This is a genomic window from Mycobacterium sp. SM1 (assembly GCF_018361265.1).
In the GTDB taxonomy this organism is placed as follows: Bacteria; Actinomycetota; Actinomycetes; order Mycobacteriales; family Mycobacteriaceae; genus Mycobacterium.
The window spans coordinates 337215-355392 of sequence record NZ_JAFLNH010000002.1; the positions used below are offsets into that span (position 1 = coordinate 337215).

General features: G+C 71.0%; 16 protein-coding genes. 12 read left to right on the plus strand and 4 right to left on the minus strand.

Annotated elements, in window-relative coordinates; translation table 11 throughout:
* Window positions 1–93 precede the first annotated feature (93 nt).
* Together rplQ and truA are read left to right on the plus strand one after the other, a co-directional pair.
* Window positions 94–735 carry a 50S ribosomal protein L17 gene (gene rplQ / locus MSM1_RS11300; RefSeq protein WP_213442218.1) on the plus strand — a complete coding sequence of 214 codons (642 nt, stop codon included), beginning with the start codon at window positions 94–96 and terminating at the stop codon, window positions 733–735.
* A gap of 26 nt (window positions 736–761) precedes the next feature.
* Window positions 762–1676, plus strand: coding sequence for a tRNA pseudouridine(38-40) synthase TruA (gene truA, locus MSM1_RS11305; RefSeq protein WP_213442220.1), 915 nt, complete (start codon window positions 762–764; stop codon window positions 1674–1676).
* Window positions 1677–1718: 42 nt separating this feature from the next.
* Here the strand turns inward: truA and MSM1_RS11310 are convergent, their stop codons facing one another.
* Together MSM1_RS11310 and MSM1_RS11315 are read right to left on the minus strand one after the other, a co-directional pair.
* On the minus strand, window positions 1719–2345 hold the full coding sequence (locus MSM1_RS11310) for a cutinase family protein (protein ID WP_236056148.1): 627 nt from the start codon (window positions 2343–2345) through the stop codon (window positions 1719–1721).
* A 76-nt stretch (window positions 2346–2421) separates the two neighbouring features.
* Window positions 2422–3132, minus strand: coding sequence for a cutinase family protein (locus MSM1_RS11315; RefSeq protein ID WP_307857384.1), 711 nt, complete (start codon window positions 3130–3132; stop codon window positions 2422–2424).
* A gap of 265 nt (window positions 3133–3397) precedes the next feature.
* Between MSM1_RS11315 and eccB the strand changes: the two genes are divergently transcribed.
* Window positions 3398–4828 (plus strand): type VII secretion protein EccB, encoded by a 1431-nt coding sequence (gene eccB / locus MSM1_RS11320; RefSeq protein ID WP_213442888.1) that lies wholly within the window; start codon window positions 3398–3400, stop codon window positions 4826–4828.
* Here eccB and mycP read toward each other — a convergent pair.
* Window positions 4769–6118: a type VII secretion-associated serine protease mycosin gene (gene mycP, locus MSM1_RS11325; protein WP_213442890.1), complete on the minus strand. Its 1350-nt coding sequence runs from the start codon at window positions 6116–6118 to the stop codon at window positions 4769–4771. The two genes, eccB and mycP, sit on opposite strands and share 60 nt — an antisense overlap.
* Window positions 6119–6180: 62 nt before the next feature.
* Entirely contained in the window at window positions 6181–7563 is a 1383-nt protein-coding gene (gene eccD, locus MSM1_RS11330; RefSeq protein ID WP_213442224.1) for a type VII secretion integral membrane protein EccD, read from the minus strand.
* 117 nt (window positions 7564–7680) lie between these two features.
* On the opposite strand from eccD, the gene eccCa reads away from it, so the two are divergent.
* The 9 genes from eccCa (at window position 7681) to MSM1_RS11375 (ending at window position 18150) form a co-directional block, all read left to right on the plus strand.
* Window positions 7681–11580, plus strand: a complete 3900-nt coding sequence (gene eccCa / locus MSM1_RS11335; RefSeq protein ID WP_213442226.1) for a type VII secretion protein EccCa — start codon at window positions 7681–7683, stop codon at window positions 11578–11580.
* Window positions 11577–12860, plus strand: a complete 1284-nt coding sequence (locus tag MSM1_RS11340; protein ID WP_213442228.1) for a type VII secretion-associated protein — start codon at window positions 11577–11579, stop codon at window positions 12858–12860. The genes eccCa and MSM1_RS11340 overlap by 4 nt, the downstream gene beginning before the upstream one ends.
* A gap of 48 nt (window positions 12861–12908) precedes the next feature.
* Window positions 12909–13235, plus strand: coding sequence for a WXG100 family type VII secretion target (locus MSM1_RS11345; protein ID WP_307857363.1), 327 nt, complete (start codon window positions 12909–12911; stop codon window positions 13233–13235).
* Between the two features lie 21 nt (window positions 13236–13256).
* Window positions 13257–13544, plus strand: a complete 288-nt coding sequence (locus MSM1_RS11350; protein WP_213442894.1) for a WXG100 family type VII secretion target — start codon at window positions 13257–13259, stop codon at window positions 13542–13544.
* A 311-nt stretch (window positions 13545–13855) separates the two neighbouring features.
* Window positions 13856–14299, plus strand: coding sequence for a 50S ribosomal protein L13 (gene rplM, locus MSM1_RS11355; protein WP_213442230.1), 444 nt, complete (start codon window positions 13856–13858; stop codon window positions 14297–14299).
* Window positions 14296–14781, plus strand: a complete 486-nt coding sequence (gene rpsI / locus MSM1_RS11360) for a 30S ribosomal protein S9 (protein ID WP_236055954.1) — start codon at window positions 14296–14298, stop codon at window positions 14779–14781. The genes rplM and rpsI overlap by 4 nt, the downstream gene beginning before the upstream one ends.
* A gap of 111 nt (window positions 14782–14892) precedes the next feature.
* Window positions 14893–16230, plus strand: coding sequence for a phosphoglucosamine mutase (gene glmM / locus MSM1_RS11365; protein ID WP_213442232.1), 1338 nt, complete (start codon window positions 14893–14895; stop codon window positions 16228–16230).
* A 48-nt stretch (window positions 16231–16278) separates the two neighbouring features.
* Window positions 16279–16584 (plus strand): type VII secretion target, encoded by a 306-nt coding sequence (locus MSM1_RS11370; protein WP_213442234.1) that lies wholly within the window; start codon window positions 16279–16281, stop codon window positions 16582–16584.
* A 3-nt stretch (window positions 16585–16587) separates the two neighbouring features.
* Window positions 16588–18150, plus strand: a complete 1563-nt coding sequence (locus MSM1_RS11375) for a hypothetical protein (RefSeq protein ID WP_213442236.1) — start codon at window positions 16588–16590, stop codon at window positions 18148–18150.
* The last annotated feature ends 28 nt before the right edge of the window (window positions 18151–18178 follow it).

Sequence of the window (18178 nt, forward strand, 5' to 3'; positions counted from 1 at the left end):
GGGCCGTGCGGGGGACCCCAGCTTGCGGGGGACGGCCCGCGGAGAAGTGGGGCTGACAGGCCCGAGCCCGCACTCAAGACAGGAGCATCGCTCATGCCCAAGCCCACCAAGGGTCGTCGCCTCGGCGGGTCGTCCTCGCACCAGAAGGCGCTGCTGGCCAACCTGGCCACGTCGCTTTTCGAGCATGGTCGCATCAAGACCACCGAGCCCAAGGCCCGGGCGCTGCGGCCATACGCGGAGAAGTTGATTACCCGCGCTAAGAAGGGCACGCTGCACGACCGGCGTGAAGTGCTCAAGAAAATCCGCGACAAGGACGTGGTACACACCTTGTTCGCGCAGATCGGTCCGTTCTTCGCCGATCGCAACGGTGGCTATACCCGAATCATCAAGGTCGAGCCGCGCCAGGGCGATAACGCCCCGATGGCCGTAATCGAGCTGGTGCAGCAGAAGACGGTCACCTCGGAGGCGAACCGGGCGCGCCGAGCGGCGGCCGCACAGGCGAAGATCAAGAAGGCCGAGTCCCAGAAGGCCGAGGAGCGGGAAGCGGAGCCCGGGAAGGCTCAGCCGCCCCAGGAGGCGCCGGCCGAGAAAGCCGCGGCTTCGGCCGAGGGCGCAGCGGCTCCGGCCGAGGGTGCCGCGGCTTCGGCCGAGGGCGCCCAGCTGGCCTCAGCGGCCACCGAGGCGCAGACACCCGAGCCGCGGGAGTCAGGCGAGGACGCCGACCGGCCGCAGTGAACCCCCCCGACGGTGGCTCGGCCGGCTTGTCTGCCGACGATTCCCGCGCGAACCGGGTGCCCGCCACCGGTGCCGGTGGCGGGCACGTTCGCTTGCGACTCGATATCGCCTACGACGGAACCGAATTCGCGGGCTGGGCAGCTCAGCCGGGGCAACGGACCGTGGGCGGCGTTCTCGATGAGGCGCTGTCCACGGTGTTTCGGACGCCGGTTCGGCTGCGAGTGGCCGCACGCACCGATGCCGGTGTGCACGCCAGCGGCCAGGTGGCCCATGTCGATGTTCCCGTCGACGCGTTGTTCAATGCCTATCCGCGCTCGTCCCGCCCCGGTGATCCGGAATTCCTGCCGCTGGTGCGGCGCCTGAGCCGGTTTCTGCCGCCCGACGTCCGCGTTCGCCGGATCGTCCGGGCGCCAGCGGGTTTCGACTCGCGGTTCTCCGCGCTGCGGCGTCACTACGCCTATCGGTTGACGACGGCGCCCTTCGGGGCCGAGCCACACCACGCCCGCTACGTCACGGCGTGGCCGCGGGCCCTGGACGTCGACGCGATGGCGGCAGCGTCGCAGCACTTGCTGGGTCTGCATGACTTCGCGGCGTTTTGCCGACCTCGTGCCGGTGCCACCACGATCCGCGAGCTGCAGCGGCTCGACTGGTCCCGTGACGGCGATCTGATCACTGCCTCCGTCACCGCGGATGCGTTCTGCTGGTCGATGGTGCGCTCACTGGTTGGTGCGCTGCTAGCCATCGGGGAGCACCGGCGCCCCGTCTCCTGGTGCCGGGATCTGCTCACGTCCCCGCAGCGGTCGAGCGATTTTGCGGTCGCCCCGGCCCAGGGTTTGACGCTCACGGGTGTGGACTATCCACCCGATGGCGACCTGCGCACGCGCGCCCGGATCACCCGCGATCTTCGTTCGCGTCCCGTTGATTCGCAGGCCTCTCGCTGAATTCCCGCGCACGGCCGACCCGGACGCGCGCCGGCTGCGGGGTTACCGCAGTTTGCCCGCCACGAAGTCGGCGGCCTGATTGACCAGGCCGGACTGGATGTAGGCGTCCGCGCCGTGCTGTGGCCAGTTCTCCGCCCAGCTGTTCGGGTCGGCCGGGTTGCAGACCGGATCGGTGCCGTGACACAAATCGATTGTCCTGTCGGCGTATACGGGACTGAAGTTTGTGATGGGGCCGACCCATTGGCTTCCGTTGCCGAACAGGGCGATCGCGGCGATGTGGGTATCGGCTCCCGGTGGTAGGGGATTGTGGAAACCGAGCATGCGGTATGGGACCGCGATCACCATGTCGGTGACCGCCGCGCCAAGCGAATAGCCACCCAGCACAAGGCGGGTGTTCGGGCAGTTGGTGATCATGGACTGGACGTGGCGGCTCATGTCGTCGGCGCCGATGTCGACTTCGGTGTCGGCGGGGTAGCGCACCGGGTAGACACCGATGTCCCTGTTGACTTTGGAGCGCAACGCGCTGACGAAGGCGCCACCGACCACCCCCACACCGGGTGGCTCCAGCCGCCCCCGGGCAAACACCACCTCGACATCGGGACAGGACGCGGCGGAGGCCGTGGGCACCCGTTCGGCGGGCGCTGATACCGTTGCCGCCACGGTGGTCAGTGTGGCGCCAAGCAAACCGGTCAGCGCAGACCTGGCCCAGCGGTTTGCGGTGCTTGACCGGCTCTGAGCGGTCGTCTTAATGGACACCGGTGGGCGGTTCGGCGACGGGGGACTCGCCGGGCCCGGGCGTGGAGGGTTGGATTGCCAACAGCCGGGCCGCGACGAAACTCGCTGCCTGGCTGGTGTACACGGGTACATAGCCTTCGGTATGCCCGCTCCACTCGTTGCCCTGGCCCGCGTGACAGATTGGGTCGGTGGGGTTGCACAGGTCGATGGCCCTGGAGCCGAAGAGCGGACTCTGGGTCGTTATCGGCCCACCGGAGCGGTCGGCCACGTTGCCGAAAGTGGCAACCGCCGCGATCATATTGGCGTATTGGGCCGGCAACGGGCTGCCCCAGCTGATGCCCCCGACGGGCACCCCGGTCACAATGTCGATAACCGATGCGCCCTGCGAGTATCCGCCCAGCACGAGCGGGGTGTTCGGACATTTGCTAGCCATGGACTCGATGTGGTTGATGGCGTCTTTCGCGCCGTCGTCGCCGTGCAGCTGAAGCAGGCTGGCCTTGTAGTTGACCGCATACACCCCGATGTTCATACCGGTGTCCTGGCGGAGCGAGTCGACGAAGGCCTGGCCGACTCGCCCGATGCCGGGCGGCTCGTCGGTGCCGCGGGCGAAGATCACCTCGGCATCCGGGCAGTCGCCGGCGTTGGCGACCGGGCCGCTCGCCGAAACCGCACCGGGCGCGATCCACAGCGCCCCGGCAGCGAGCAGTGCGCCGGCGCCGATGCCCGCACGGCGACGGGCACGCCGCACACCAGTGTCTCGGGGGTGGCCCGGCCGCAGGACGCTTTGGCGGTGGCTATGCACGAAAAAATGGTACCGGGCGCCAGGCGGGTAGCGGGTCGCGGGCGCTGTCCGTGCCGGTGGCGCGGATGACGCCGGGTGCGCGACCGTGTGTGAGCGTGCCGGGCTGGTGCTGTGGATCGATGGCGCCGCCGTCATTGCCTGCGGCCTACGGTGAGGCTGCATGGTTGCCGAGCAGGGGACGACAATGGCGCGCCAGCCACCAACAGCGCTGCAGGTCAGTGGTTACCGATTCCTGATGCGCCGCCTCGAGTGCGCCCTGCTGCGCAGGGACGTCTCCGTCGTCGACGAGCCGCTGCGCGCGCCGGCGGTGTCACTGATCACGGGGTGCGCACTGGCCGCCGCCGCCGCGGCCGGATGCGCCCTGCTCGCGGTCATCCGCCCGCAGCCGGTGTTGGGCGACGAGCCGATTGTGATGGGCCAAAACTCCGGGGCGCTGTACGTGCGCGTGGGTGACACCTGGCATCCGGTGCTGAACCTGGCATCGGCACGGTTGATCGCAGCGGCGGACGCCGACCCGACGCCGGTGGCCGAATCCGAGCTGCGCCGCACCAAACGCGGTTCGCTTCTGGGTATTCCGGGTGCTCCGCAGTTGCTGGGCCCACCGATCGACGAACCCGCCTGGACACTCTGCGACACCCACAGCGGCGCGTCTTCGGGCACCACCCTCATCGTCGGTCCCCGGGACGGCCCGGGTGCCCCGCGGCCGGCCGAGCAGGCCGTGCTGGTGACGCCCGACTCCGGTTTATCGACCTACCTGCTCTACCACGGGCGACGGGCGCTGGTGAACCTCTCCGACCGCACGGTTGTCCAGGCATTGCGCTTGGAAAGCGTTGTTCCACATACCGTTTCGTGGTCACTGCTGAACGCGGTGCCGGAGGTGCCACCGATCGCGCCGCCCCGGGTTCCGGGTGCGGGCGGCCGCGGACCGCGAACGCTGCCGGGATTTCCGGTGGGCAGCGTCCTCGTGACCGCCCGCGCCGACGGCCAGGAGTACTACGTGGTGCTCAGCACGGGTGTCCAGCGCATCGGACAAGTCGCCGCCGACCTGATTCGCCTTGCCGATTCGCAGGGCGCCGCCACCATCATCGCGGTGGCGCCGGATGTGATCGGCGCCAACCCGATCGTGAGCGCGCTGCCGGTGTCGACATTTCCGGACCGGGCTTCACCACCGTTGACCGGGGATTTCTCCACGCTGTGCGTGACCTGGGCGTCCACCCAACCCGGTCACGCGGAGGCCTCGTTGCGCGCCGTGGGCACCCCGCCTATCCCGGACGGTCAGGCGGCGGTGACCCTGTCGCAGGCCGACGGCACCGGACCGGCCTTGGACCGTGTCTATCTTCCGCCCGGGCGCAGCGCCTATGTGCGGTCCACCGGCCTGTCCGGGGATCACCCCCAGTCCGGCACCCGATACCTCATCACGGACACCGGTACCCGGTTTAGCATCCACGACGACGATGCGGCGCGAGACCTCGGGCTCCCGGTGGCAGCGATTCCGGCACCCTGGCCGGTGCTGACGGCGCTGCCGGCCGGACCCGATCTGGGCAGGGATAGCGCCCTAACCGCCTGGGACACCGTCACGGCCGCGCCGGTCCGGCGACATTCCCGGCCGCCGTAGTCGACCCGCCGCGGTGGTGACGGCGAGGACCACGACCAGGAGCGCCAGACAGGCTGCCGCGCCGGTGAGCGCGGTGGTGCGTGCGCGACGGTCGGGGGGCCGGGGCGGGGGTGGCGGAGTGATCACCGCCGGCGTGTTGCCGGTCTCGGGACCGGCGTCCGGTGGCCGAGAATCCGTGCTGACCGCCGCCAAGGGGTCGATAATGCCGTTGCCGATCAAGGGATCCCACCCACCCGGCGGGTGGTGTGCCGTGGTCTGGATGCGTTGCATCACTTGCCGCGCGGTCAACACCGGGAACCGGGACCGGATCAGTGCCGCTAGTCCGGCGACGACCGGCGCGGCGTAGCTGGTGCCCGACAGCACCGTCGACCCTCCCGGTCCTTGCGCCGCGTTGACTATTCCCTCGCCCGTCGGGCTAAGGGAGGTGACCGCCTCACCGGGGGCCGCGACATCCACCCACGGTCCGGCGAGCGTGAACGACGACGGCGCACCTGCGGCGTTCACCGAGCCGACGCTCAGCACATAGTCGTCATACCACGCTGGACTGACCGCTACGGTGAGCTCGTCCCAGGTCGCCGGTGGTCGCTGGCTCGGGCACTGCCCGGTGCCGCCGGTGTTGCCGGCTGCGGCGACCACGACGACATTCTTGACGTCGACCGCGTAGGCCAGCGCGGCACCGAGTGCCCGATCGTCGAGCACCGACGTGGCCGCAACGCAGGCGACCGACGAAATGTTGATCACCGACGCGCCGAGATCGGCGGCCGTCCGCACGGCTTTCGCCATGGTGTCGACATCGCCGACACCGGTGCTTGAGCGGTTGCTGAGCGGACCAAACTTGGTGCTGGACTGGCGGATGCTGATCACGGTGGCTTCGGGAGCCACGCCGCTGAAACCGTCGGAATTCGAATCCGGCACGGCCGCCGCAATTCCCGCCACCACGGTACCGTGCCCGTCGCAATCGCGGGTGCCGTCACCGGTGAACACGTAGTCACCGCCGGCCACCAGATGCGGCAGCCGTCGATGCGGCGAGACGCCGGTGTCGATGATCGCGATCCGTTGCCCCGATCCGCGCGTGAGCTGCCAGGCCTGCGGTAAGCCAAGTCCGGCAAGCTGACCGCCAGCAGTGCCACGATCCGGGTCCGCCGCCAGCGTCGCGCATACTTCCCGCTGCGCCGTGGGTTCCGGCGGCGCCGGCGGCGCCGGCTCGGGCAGCCGGCTGGGGTCGATCGGTGGAGGCGAAACGGCCTGCGCCGTCGGGGCGATACCCAGCGACAGCAGCGTCACCACCATCACCAGCACCAAACGCAGCACCAGACCCGCCACCAGACCCAGCACCGGGGACCCCGACACGTTCACCTCAGGTTCAGGCCGCGAGCGGCGTCATAGACGCCCCATATCCAGCACACCATCGGCACCAGCGCAGCCAACAGCAGATACTCGGCCAGCTCAACCGCTCGGCGCGCGACGGGTGAGGCCGTGATCGCCGCGGTGAGAGGTCCCAGCGCCAGCGGGAACCCGGCAAGCATCAAGGCCGCCGCACCGATCCAGACCGCTTGCCGCGGAAAACCCGCTGCCGCCCCGGCCAGGGTGGCGCTGATCGCGGCCAGCGCAGCGCCGACGAGCACCAGGATGCGCCGCGGGTCGACCTGTGCGCGGGCGCGCAGCAACAGCGCCGCGCCGACCAGGCCGGTGAAGGCAATCCCGCTGCAGCGCGGTGTCGCCGGGTGATCCACGCCGACCACGATGGCATCCGCGGCGGCCGACGCCGAGAATGCCGCGGTCAGGCTGGTCAGCCAGGTGTCTGCACGGATCGCCTTGCCGCCGACAGAATCCGGGTCCGGTGAGGGTATTGGGGCGTCGTGAGGGCCCGGTAACCGGGGCGCCAGGCCGGCCAGCATGATCGAGGCCCGCGGGGCTACCTCGAGCAGGGCCAATGATATTACCGCCAATAACGAGCCGACCGCCGCCGGCGGGGCCGCGGTCAGGACACCGGCCAGCGCGGTGAGGGCCATGAGAGCCGCGAAGCACCCGATGGCGGTCAGCGTGAGAGTGCCGCAGCCCGCGGCCCGTATCGTGGCAACGGCGGCGAGGGTCCCGGCCGGCGCGGCGAGCAGCACCTTGGGGGCCCCCGCGTTGCCCGGCACCGCGAGAAACCCGGCAACCGCGGAGAATCCAACGGCCAGCAGGCCGAGCGTCAGCGCGGCAACCGGCTGCCGGTAGGCCCGCTGCGCCCACACCGCGCCCAGCAGGGCCACGCCGGCGGCCGTCGCCGCGACGGGCACCGCCGCGGCATGCGCGTTGCGGATCAGCACCAGGGCGCCGCTGCCCGCCAGCCAGCTCGCCGACACGGCGGCGGTGAGCACCCCCGTCCGGCGGGTCCACGGGTGTGCCACCCGCTTCAGTGTCGCGCCCACCGCCTCGGCCGCATCGTCGAAACGCGGGGCGGGCAACTCGGTCGTGCATCGGGTCAGGACGAGGACGGCGCCGTCGCGGACACCGCTCTGCGCCAATGTCGCCGAAGCATCCAGCGCCGGGACGCCCGGGCGGGACAGCTGATAGCCCGCCGGCACCGCTTCGGCGGGCCGGCCGGTGCCGCGGCCGTCGCCGCCCGCCAGGATATCGACGATCGCTGGTATCAGGACCGCCACCGGCACCGCGGCGGGCAGCGCCAGGTCGACCTGGACGGCATCGGCGTACACCGAGACCCGCCGCAGGCAGCGATCGGAGTCCGACACCCGCACCCCCTTCGATCCACGAGCCGCTATCGGCACGCTAGGCGCTAGCGCCCGGGGGTGCGCCCGCCGATCCACAACCGGCTTGCGGCGTGCGGGCGCCCCGCTTACGGTGCCCCGATGACGCACCGCGACCGCGACGCCGCGACGGCGGGTTTCACCCCGGCGCCGCGGCGGGCGCCGCCGGCGTTCGCGACCACCGAGATCGCGGTCGCGCTCCCCCCGGCGCTACCGCGCTCGTCACGATCCGGGTTGCCGCTCCGCCTGCTTCCGGTCATCACGGCTCTCGGGGCGGCTGTCATGACGACCACGGTCTGGCGCGCCGGCCCGGCCGCTGCGCACAGCCCGATGTTCGTGGTTTTCCCAGCGATGATGCTGGTTTCGGTGGCCGTGACGGTGGCGGCCGGACGTGCTGGCGGGCGCGGCGGCGAGATCGCCGCTAACCGCGCCGACTACCTCGACTACCTGAGCGGGCTGCGCGACTCCGTTGCCGCGACCGCGGCCGCGCAGCGCTCATCACTGAGCTGGTGCCATCCCGACCCGGGCTCGTTGTGGACGGTGATCGGCGGTTGCCGGATGTGGGAGCGTCGCGACTCCGACCCCGACTTCTGCCAAGTTCGGGTCGGCGTCGGCACCCGGCCGCTTGCCACCCCCTTGGTGCCACCAAAACCCGGGCCGGGGCACCGGGCGGATCCGGTCACCGCCGCGGCGCTGCGACGCTTCATCGACACGCACTCGGCGATCACGCAGGCTCCGCTCACCATCGCGCTGAGTGAGCTGGCCGTCGTGACGGTGGACGGCGACCCGGCGCTGGCGCGGGGACTTCTTCGCGCGATGCTCTGCGAGCTCGCCGTGCTGCACCCCCCGGACCGGCTGCTGATCATCGGCGTGATCGGTGACTGCGCCCGAGGCCACTGGGACTGGCTGAAGTGGTTGCCGCACAACCAACATCCTCATGTCACCGACGCGGTGGGCGCCACCCGGATGAGCTACGCGTCCGCGGCCGAGGCCGACGCCGCGCTTCGGCACCTGCGGCTGAGCCGGCCGCCAGGGGCCGCGTTACCGCACGTGGTGGCGCTCGTCGACGGGGTGCGCGTCGGTGACCGCCTCACCGCCGGCGGGATCGCAGACCTGACCGTCCTGCAGGTCGGCAGCGGTTGCGGTCCGGCGGTCGCCGCCGGCCTGCGGCTGTGCGTCGCCCCCGAGAAGCTGGTGGTCGGGCGTGACGGCGAGGCGACCGCCCGGCCGGACCGGATGGATCTCGTGGACGCGCTGGTGTGCGCCCGGCGGCTGGCGGGCTACCGTTTGGCCGGGCCGAGCGTCGACAGCGCCCGCCAAGCCGTGCGTTGGCAGGATCTCCTGGGCATCGACGACGTCGCCGCGTTCGACCCGACCACGCTGTGGCGCAACGGAAACCACGGCGATCGGCTGCGTGTTCCGATCGGCACCACCGTTGCGGGCACGGTGCTGGAGCTCGACATCAAGGAGCCCGCCGAAAACGGCGTCGGCCCGCACGGGCTGTGCATCGGCGCCACCGGATCGGGCAAATCGGAGTTCTTGCGCACCGTCGCGCTGGGCATGATGGCCCGCAACCCTCCCGACGTGCTGAACCTGGTGCTGGTTGACTTCAAGGGCGGTGCGACGTTCCTGGGCCTGGACGGGGCGCCGCACGTCGCCGCCGTCATCACCAACCTGTGCGACGAGGCGCCGTTGGTTGCCCGGATGCGAGATGCGCTGACCGGTGAGATGAACCGGCGCCAGCAGCTGCTTCGGGCGGCAGGCAGTTTCGTGAGCGTCACCGCTTACACCCAGGCGCGCGGCACCGACGCCCGGCTGGCCGCGCTGCCGGCGTTGCTCATCATCGTCGACGAGTTCTCCGAATTGTTGAGCCAGCACCCCGATTTCGCCGACGTGTTCGTGGCGATCGGGCGGCTGGGACGGTCTTTGGGGATGCACCTGCTGCTGGCCAGTCAGCGACTCGACGAGGGCAGGCTGCGCGGGCTGGAATCTCACCTTTCATATCGGGTGTGCCTGAAGACCCTCTCCGCCAACGAGTCTCGGATCGTGCTTGGAACCCAGGACGCCTATCAGCTGCCGAGCACGCCCGGTGCGGCCGTGCTGCGGACGGCGACGGCGGAGCTGATCCCCTTCCAGGGCGCGTTCGTTTCCGGGCCGTGCCCAGCCTCGAGCGCACCCCCCCACGGCGCGCAAAGAGCGTCATCGGTATACCGGTTCACCGCGGCGCCGGCCGGGCGGGTCAGGCCTGGGTCACCCGCTCGCACCGGGGGCCGTAAGACGCCCGCGCGCACCGTGCTGCAGGCCGTCGTCGAACAGCTGGCCGGGCATGGACCACCCGCGCGTGAGGTGTGGCTGCCGCCGCTCGGGGCGGCACCGGCGCTGGACAGCGTGCTCCGCGATGCCGCCTCGGTGACCGGTGGGCTCGGCCCCGACCGGCTGGCCGTGCCGATCGGCATCGTCGATTGCCCATTCGAGCAGCGCCGGGCACCGCTGATCGTCGACTTATCCGGGGTCGCAGGCAATGTGGCGGTGGTGGGCGCACCCCGATCGGGCAAGTCGACTACCCTGCGCACCCTGATCACCGCGCTCGCCGCCACCCATGATCCCGACCGGGTGCAGTTCTACTGCCTGGACTTCGGCGGGGGCACGCTGGCTTGGACGCGCGCGGTGCCGCACGTCGGGTCGGTGGCCAGCAGGGCCGAGCCGCAGCTGGCCCGACGCATGATCGCCGAGCTGGAGTCGGTGGTTCGCGAGCGGGAAGCGGAGTTGCGCGAGCGCGGCGTCGACGTGAGCACCCGCGATTGTCCGCAGCCCGCAGGGCACACCGCTGCCGGGCGCCGCGCCGACGTGTTTCTGGTGATCGACGGATGGGCGGGCCTGTGCCGTGAGTTCGACACACTCGAGGGCCCGATCACTGCTCTTGCGGCCCAAGGCCTGTCGTTTGGCGTGCACGTGGTGTTATCGGCGACACGGTGGGCGGAGATCAGGCCCGCCCTCAAAGATCAGCTCGGCACCCGAATCGAGTTGCGGCTGGGCGATCCCGCCGATTCCGAACTGGACCGCAAGCAGGCGCAGCTGGTTCCCCTCGATCGCCCGGGCCGGGGGCTGTCCCGCGAGGGGCGGCACATGGTGATCGCCCTGCCCAGGCTGGACGGCGTGTCGTCGGAGGCCGGACTGGCCGAGGCCGGCGCGCGGGCCGGCGAGCTGCTGCGCCGCCGGCACGGCACATCCGGCGCACCGCCGATACCGCTGCTGCCCGCCCAGGTGGACCGGCACGGCCTCGTCGAGCGGGCGGGCGAGGGGTTACGCTCGCATATTCTGCTGGGCGTGGAGGACCGCCGGCTGCGCCCGGTCCCTCTGGATTTCGCGCGGTGGCCGCATCTGCTGATCCTCGGCGAGAACGAGTGCGGCAAGACGAGCGCCCTGCGGCTGCTGTGCCGCGAAATCGCGCGGACCACAACCGCGGCGCACGCGCAACTGCTCCTCGTCGATTTCCGGCGGACCCTGCTCGGGGTCGTTGAATCGGATCACCTGGCCGGCTATGCGATGTCAGCGCCGGCGCTGGGTGCGTTGCTGCCCGATCTGATCGGACTGCTGCGCCGGCGGCTGCCGCCGCCGAACGCCACGCAGGCGCAGCTGAGAGCCGCATCCTGCCGGTCGGGCCCATCGGTGTACGTCGTCGTCGACGACTACGACCTGGTCGCCATGTCCGCCGCCAACCCGCTCCTGCCGCTCGTGGAATACCTGCCGTACGCAAGGGATCTCGGCCTGCATCTGGTGGTGGCCCGCCGCAGCGGGGGCGCGGCACGTGCCTTGTTCGAGCCGCTGCTGGCAAGCCTGCGCGACCTCGGCTGCCAGGGATTGATCATGAGTGGCTCTCCGGAGGAGGGACCGCTGATCGGGTCCGTCGGCGCGGTACCGCTGCCACCCGGGCGCGGCATCCTGATCACGGGCGACGGTGACGAGCAGGTGGTGCAGGTGGCCTGGAGTCCCCCGCCGTGAGCCCCCACTGCGCGGTCATCGAGACGGGCCCCGGCGTGATACGCCGACTGTGCTGCGGAACAGCCATCGTCGACACCGAGACGGCCGGCACGGCGCTGGAGGCAATGGATGACGCGGTCGCCCTGGTAAACGAGCGCCCGGTTGCCGTCGCCGCGTTGTGGCGCACGGTGCTGGGGTCGCTGGACTGTGGGCACCCGGAAACCCGCAACGACGACACCCGCACAGACGACACCCGCACCGACATTGCCCTCATCCACCCGTCGTGGTGGTCGCCGGCGCGGGTCGAGGTGCTCACCACCGCCGCCGGGGCTTTCGCCGACAAGGTCGAGACATACCGGAGGTGCTGGCTGCTCGCGCGGGCAGCTCCCGAGGGGCGAGCGACTGTGGTCGTGGAGATCGCCGAGCGGCTGGTGCTCGTCACCGGGGCAGAGCGGGTGGCCGAGCCCCGCCGCGGACCCCCGCGCCGCATCGCCGAGCGGATCGCGCAGGTCGTCGCGGAAATGACCCGGGGTTCGGGGGCGGCCGTGCTGATCGACGCTCCGGACGCGATCAGCGGGGCGGCGGCGCTGGCGGCGATGGTGGCCACCGCGGTGCGCCGCGGCGGCGGCGGATTGACCGCGGCGGTGGTTGACGACCGTCGGCTGCAACGGATTGCCCTCACGAGGGTGCCGGCCGCGACCGGGCGGCCCCCACCAGGTTCCGCAGAACGTGCGTGCGGCGCCGGGGTGCGGCGCCGGAACCGGCTGGTGCCGGTGCTGCTTGCGGGCCTCGCGCTCGCCGCTGCGGTGCCGGTGGTCGTCTCGCTCGGGAACCGGCGCGCGCCGGCCACCGGGGGACCGCCGACGGTGTTCCTGGTAACGGGACGGGTCGCGCTGACGGTTCCCGCGGCGTGGCCCGCGCAGCGCCTCGACGCCGGGCCCGGGTCGGCGCGAATACAGCTCACGTCCCCGTCGGATCCGGAGGCGGCGCTGCACATTACGCAGGCGCCGGTCGGGGAGAAAACGCTGCGCGGCATCGCGGAATCGCTGAAACGCGCCCTGGATGCGCAACCGGCCGGGGTTTTCGTCGACTTCGACCCGGCCGGGCACACCGCCGGGCGCCCGGCGGTCACCTACCGCGAGGTGCGCGCCGGGCATGACATCCGGTGGACGGTGGTGCTCGACGGCGCGGTCCGCATCGGTGTCGGATGTCAGAGCCGGCGCGGCGGCGAGGACGCCGTGCGCGAGGTCTGCGAGCAGGCCGTGCGCTCCGCCCGGGCCGTGCAACGCGGGGCCAATTAGCCGGAAAAAACCGGGAACCGAACGTCAACCCCCGCGGTCGTACCTAGTGTGACCACATCGTCAGCGACCAACACGCTTAATACCGACTTGGATTTGATGCGCTCCGTCGCCGCGACGACGGATACCCGTAACGAAGAGATCCGGGCGATGCTGCAGGCATTCATCGCCCGGATGAGCAGCGTGCCCCCGTCGGTGTGGGGCGGGGTTGCGGCCGTCCGGTTTAAAGCAATGATCGAGCGCTGGAACACGGAGTCACTGAGGCTGCACGACGCCCTGCACACTATCGCCGAGACCATCCGGCGCAACGAGGCCGCGCTGCGCCAGGCGGGCGAGATCCATGCCCATCACATCGCCGTTGCCGGCCAGGCCCTGTGAGCCGAGGCACTCGTGGACCCGATGTTGTCATATGACTTTGACGAGATCGAATACTCCGTTCGTCAAGAGATCCACGCCACCTCGGCCCGCCTCAACGCCGCCCTGGCGCAGCTGAGGTCTCAGATCGCGCCCCTGCAGGAACTCTGGACGCGAGAAGCCGGCTCCGCCTACCGAGCGGAGCAGCTCAGATGGCATCAGGCGGCCAGCGCGCTCAACGAGATCCTGGTCGGCCTCGGCAACGCGGTGCGAGACGGTGCTGAGGACATGGCTGGCACGGATCGTCGAGCGGCCGGCAGCTGGGCGGTGTAGCGACCCGACGCCCCGTTAGCGGCCGGTGGCACCCGGCCTGGGTGGAGCCTGTGTGGTCCCGATGGAGGAGAGCCGTCGGGACCACACAGGTCATTTGCCTGACGACCCGGGTCGGCGTTTTGACCTGCGCGGATACCCGTCGGTAAGCTGTCGGGTTGGCGTGCGGTACGCCGTAGGGTGTGCAGGGGCCCGGGTCAATGTCGGTCGCCGGGAGCATTCCCCCGCCGTCGACGCCGGACCGGCACCCGGGTGACATACCCGGGGATCCAGCTCCCGGAAGACGGGCTTGCAGAGAAAGTGGGGTAAGCGCTTTGCCTACATACACGCCGAAGGCCGGTGACACCGCGCGGTCGTGGTATGTCATCGACGCCACGGACGTGGTGCTCGGCCGCCTAGCCGTCGCCGCGGCCACCTTGCTGCGCGGCAAGCACAAGCCGACCTTTACACCCAACGTCGACGGTGGTGATTTCGTCATCATCGTCAACGCCGACAAGGTCGCTATCAGCGGTAACAAACTGCGCACCAAAATGGCCTACCGTCACTCGGGTTACCCCGGCGGCCTGCATCAGCGCAGCATCGGTGACCTGATGGCCAAACACCCTGATCGGGTGGTCGAAAAAGCGATCGCCGGCATGCTGCCCAAGAACAAGCTCGGCCGGCAGATCAAGCGCAAGCTGCGTGTCTACGCCGGCCCCGAGCATCCCCATATCGCCCAGCGGCCGGTTCCGTTCGAGATCAGGCAGGTGAGGCAATGACACAGACCGCTGAAACCGACGTCGGCGACACCGCGCCCGCGGAGGCTTCCGCCGGCGCGGCGCCGCAGCGGGAAGCCCCCGCCTCGGTTGTTTTCGAGCGCCCGATTCAGACCGTCGGCCGCCGCAAGGAGGCCGTCGTGCGGGTGCGGTTGGTGCCGGGCACCGGCAAGTTTGACCTGGACGGCCGTAGCCTGGAGGATTACTTCCCCAACCGGGTGCACCAGCAGCTCATCAAGGCTCCGCTGGTCACCGTCGACCGGCTGAACAGCTTCGACATCTATGCCCACCTCAACGGCGGTGGGCCATCCGGCCAGGCGGGCGCGCTGCGCCTGGCTCTCGCCCGGGCGTTGATTCTGGTTTCGCCCGAGGACCGGCCCGCGCTGAAAAAGGCGGGATTTCTCACCCGGGATCCGCGGTCTACCGAACGCAAGAAGTACGGTCTGAAAAAGGCCCGCAAAGCACCGCAGTACAGCAAGCGCTGACCTCCGTCGGGCGGCAGCCACCCGCGTCGGGATGCGGAATCGGTGGCCAGCGCATCCGGCGATAGCTCCGCCACGGGGATACGGTCCGTCGACGGTGGGAGGTGTGTTCGAATGGGTCGGCTGTTCGGCACCGACGGTGTCCGCGGAACCGCCAATCGCGAGCTGACCGCCGAGCTGGCGCTTGGCCTGGGCGGCGCGGCGGCTCGCAGACTGACGAGCCCGCGCCCCGGACGACGGAAGATCGCGGTGGTTGGCCGCGATCCCCGGGCCAGCGGCGAGATGCTGGAGGCCGCGGTGATCGCCGGGTTGACCAGTGAGGGGGTGGACGCGCTGCGGGTCGGTGTGCTGCCCACCCCCGCGGTGGCGTACCTGATCCGTTGCTATGACGCCGACTTCGGGGTGATGATCTCGGCGTCGCACAACCCGATGCCCGACAATGGCATCAAGATTTTCGGCCCGGGCGGGTGCAAGCTCGACGATGCCACCGAGGACCAGATCGAGGATCTGCTGGCAGCCGGGCCCGGTCTGCGGGCGATCGGCGCGGGAATCGGGCGCGTCATCGAGGCGAGGGACGCGATGCAACGCTACCTGCGCCAGGTGGGCAAGGCATGCACGACGCGGCTCGACGGGCTGACCGTGGTCGTCGACTGTGCCCACGGCGCGGCGTCGGTGGCGGCGCCGCGCGCCTACCGGGCCGCCGGGGCCCGGGTCATTGCGATCAACGCCCGGCCCGACGGGCTGAACATCAACGACGGGTGCGGCTCGACGCACCTGGATGCGCTGCGCTCGGCGGTGCTGGCCCACGGCGCCGATCTGGGCCTCGCACACGACGGGGACGCCGACCGCTGCCTGGCGGTCGACGCGGACGGTGAGGTGGTTGACGGCGACCACATCATGGTGGTGCTGGCCCTGGCGATGCGGGAGGCCGGTGAGCTGGCCCGCGACACCTTGGTGACCACCGTGATGAGCAACCTGGGGTTGCACCTGGCCATGCGCTCGGCGGGCATCACCGTTCGCACCACCGACGTCGGCGACCGCTACGTTCTCGAGGAGTTGCGCGCCGGCGAGTACAGCCTTGGCGGCGAGCAGTCCGGGCATATCGTAATGCCCGCGCTGGCCACCACCGGGGACGGGATCCTCACCGGCTTGCGGCTGATGTCGCGAATGGCGCAGACCGGGTCGTCGCTCGCCAGCCTCGCGTCGGCGATGCGGGCGCTGCCACAGGTGCTGATCAACGTCGAGGTCACCGATAAGGCCGGCGCCGTCGCCGCAGCGCCGGTCCGTGCCGCGGTACGGCAGGCGGCGGCCGAGCTCGGCGACACCGGGAGAATCCTGTTGCGGCCCTCGGGAACCGAGCAGTTGATCCGGGTCATGGTGGAAGCGGCCGACGAAGGTGTCGCGCGACGGCTGGCCACCCGGGTGGCGGAGGCGGTGCGCGCGGTGCGCTGAAGCCGGCCCGATGGAACCGTGGCGCGGCGCCGGGCGTCGTAAGCGGGTATGGGATATCGGAACGCGGCCAGTATCGACGTCGCGGCGGTGCGGGCGGTCGCCGGCCACTTCCACGCCTCCGCGGAGATCCTCGACGAGGCCGTACGTAACCACTTGGCGCGGTTGGCTTTCAGCGGGACGGCGGCGGGACGGGCGCACATCGCCCGGGGGGACGCGCTGCACACCGCGCTGACGCGGTTGGCTGTCGAGGTGGCGCAATGGTCGCGGGCGACCGGCGAGATCGCCCTGGCGTTGCGGGTGAGTGCGGACCGTTACGCCGACGCCGAGCTGCGCGTCGCGGCCCGGATAGGCTGACCGGTGGCCGAGCGGTATGACGTCGCCGCGCGCCACGCCGAGGGCACAGCCGCCGTGGAGCGCACCCAAAGTTACGTGTGGGCCTGCCACCTGCTGGGCTATCAGCATCCCGGCCTGACCGCACACGCCTCGCAGGTCCGCGACTGGTATGCCGGCGAAGCCGGTCTCGACCTGGATGCGCTGGATCGCGACTGCGCCGAGCTGTGGGCGGCGGGCACCGCGATCGAGGAGGCGCTGCGGATCCAGCGAGAACAGGTCGGCGAACTCGCGGCGGCCTGGGCGGGATCGGCAGCGGCCGCCATGGCCGGGTCGCTGCAGCGTCATTGTGACGCCGCCAATACGGTGGTGACCGGTGTGCGAGCTGCCGCCGAGGGCTGCGCGGACTTGCGCGACCACCTCTGGCAGCTGATCGACGCCAAGGTGATGACGGCCGTAGCCATTGATGATCGCACCGTGGCGCAGCGCGCGGCATGGGTGGCCGCGGCGCAGGCGGTGACGGCCGGGGCGAGCGAGCGGCAGGCCGCCGACGAGATCGTGCACCATGAGATAACGCCTTACGTAGACAGTGCTATTCGCGTGGACTGGCTGACCGCGATGCGCTCGACCTTGGAGTCGGTGGCGGCGTCCTACGACGCGCTCACCGACCGGCTGGCAACGCTGCCCGCGGCAAGCTTCCCGCTTCCCGGTGATCCCGCGTGGAGTTGCCCGGTACCCGCGGGCCAACCGGTGCCCTCGGTCGCACCGGCCACCAGCGTTGCGGTGACGCCGACTGCGGCGGGATCGTCTTCCGAGGGCGCCACCGCGGTGTCGCCGGCGGCCGAGCCGCTGCCTCTCGCTCCCGAAGCCCATCTCCTCACCACGCCGCATCCGCTGCCGACAACACCGGAAACTCCGTCGCGCGATCCCATAGCCGACTATGGAGATCTGGGGACTGCGCCGCCGATGCCGCAGATGGCGCCGTTCGGGGAGGCCGGGGGCCTGCCCACTGGCCCCGGGGACCTCGGACACCTCGGTGGGAGTGGCGTTCTGGGTGGCCTTGGCAGCCTTGTCGGTCGGATCGCCGAGGCGATCAGCGGCCTGGTGGGGTCGCTGGCCGAGGGGCTGGCCGATCCGGTCGGCAGTGACGAATCCCCGTTGGGCGATCCGCCCGGTGTCGCTGACCTGGTCGACGAGGGATCCGACGGCGACGGGTCCGACGAGGATCCCGACGATCTGCCCGAGGCCGCGAAGGCCGGCGAGCTGCCCGACGACGACAAAGCCACCGGGTCGGCCGCCGACGGCCCACCGGACGATCTCGCCGAGGCGACCTCTGGAGGCACCGCGTCGCCGGCGGATAGCCCGGCCCCGGGTGCGCCGGACGGCCCGGCCCCGGGTGCGCTGGACGGCCCGGCCCCGGGTGCGCCGGACGGCCCGGCCCCGGGTGCGCCGGACGGCCCGGCCCCGGGTGCGCCGGTCGGCGCGTCACCGCCCGCCGAGCCGTCGCGACCTTCACCGCCAGACCCGCAGCCCGGTGGATCGACCCCGTGCGAGATCGCCGCGGACGACCTTCCCCAGGCCGGGCGATGACGGCTCCCAGCGGCACCGCGCTAACGAC

Bases quoted from the DNA above. Each gene is read 5' to 3' on its own strand.
- rplQ (WP_213442218.1), top strand. From the start codon at position 94: ATGCCCAAGCCCACCAAGGGTCGTCGCCTCGGCGGGTCGTCCTCGCAC.
- eccB (WP_213442888.1), top strand. From the start codon at position 3,398: ATGGCGCGCCAGCCACCAACAGCGCTGCAGGTCAGTGGTTACCGATTC.
- mycP (WP_213442890.1), bottom strand. From the start codon at position 6,118: ATGGTGGTGACGCTGCTGTCGCTGGGTATCGCCCCGACGGCGCAGGCC.
- eccCa (WP_213442226.1), top strand. From the start codon at position 7,681: ATGACGCACCGCGACCGCGACGCCGCGACGGCGGGTTTCACCCCGGCG.
- MSM1_RS11350 (WP_213442894.1), top strand. From the start codon at position 13,257: ATGTTGTCATATGACTTTGACGAGATCGAATACTCCGTTCGTCAAGAG.
- rpsI (WP_236055954.1), top strand. From the start codon at position 14,296: ATGACACAGACCGCTGAAACCGACGTCGGCGACACCGCGCCCGCGGAG.
- glmM (WP_213442232.1), top strand. From the start codon at position 14,893: ATGGGTCGGCTGTTCGGCACCGACGGTGTCCGCGGAACCGCCAATCGC.
- MSM1_RS11370 (WP_213442234.1), top strand. From the start codon at position 16,279: ATGGGATATCGGAACGCGGCCAGTATCGACGTCGCGGCGGTGCGGGCG.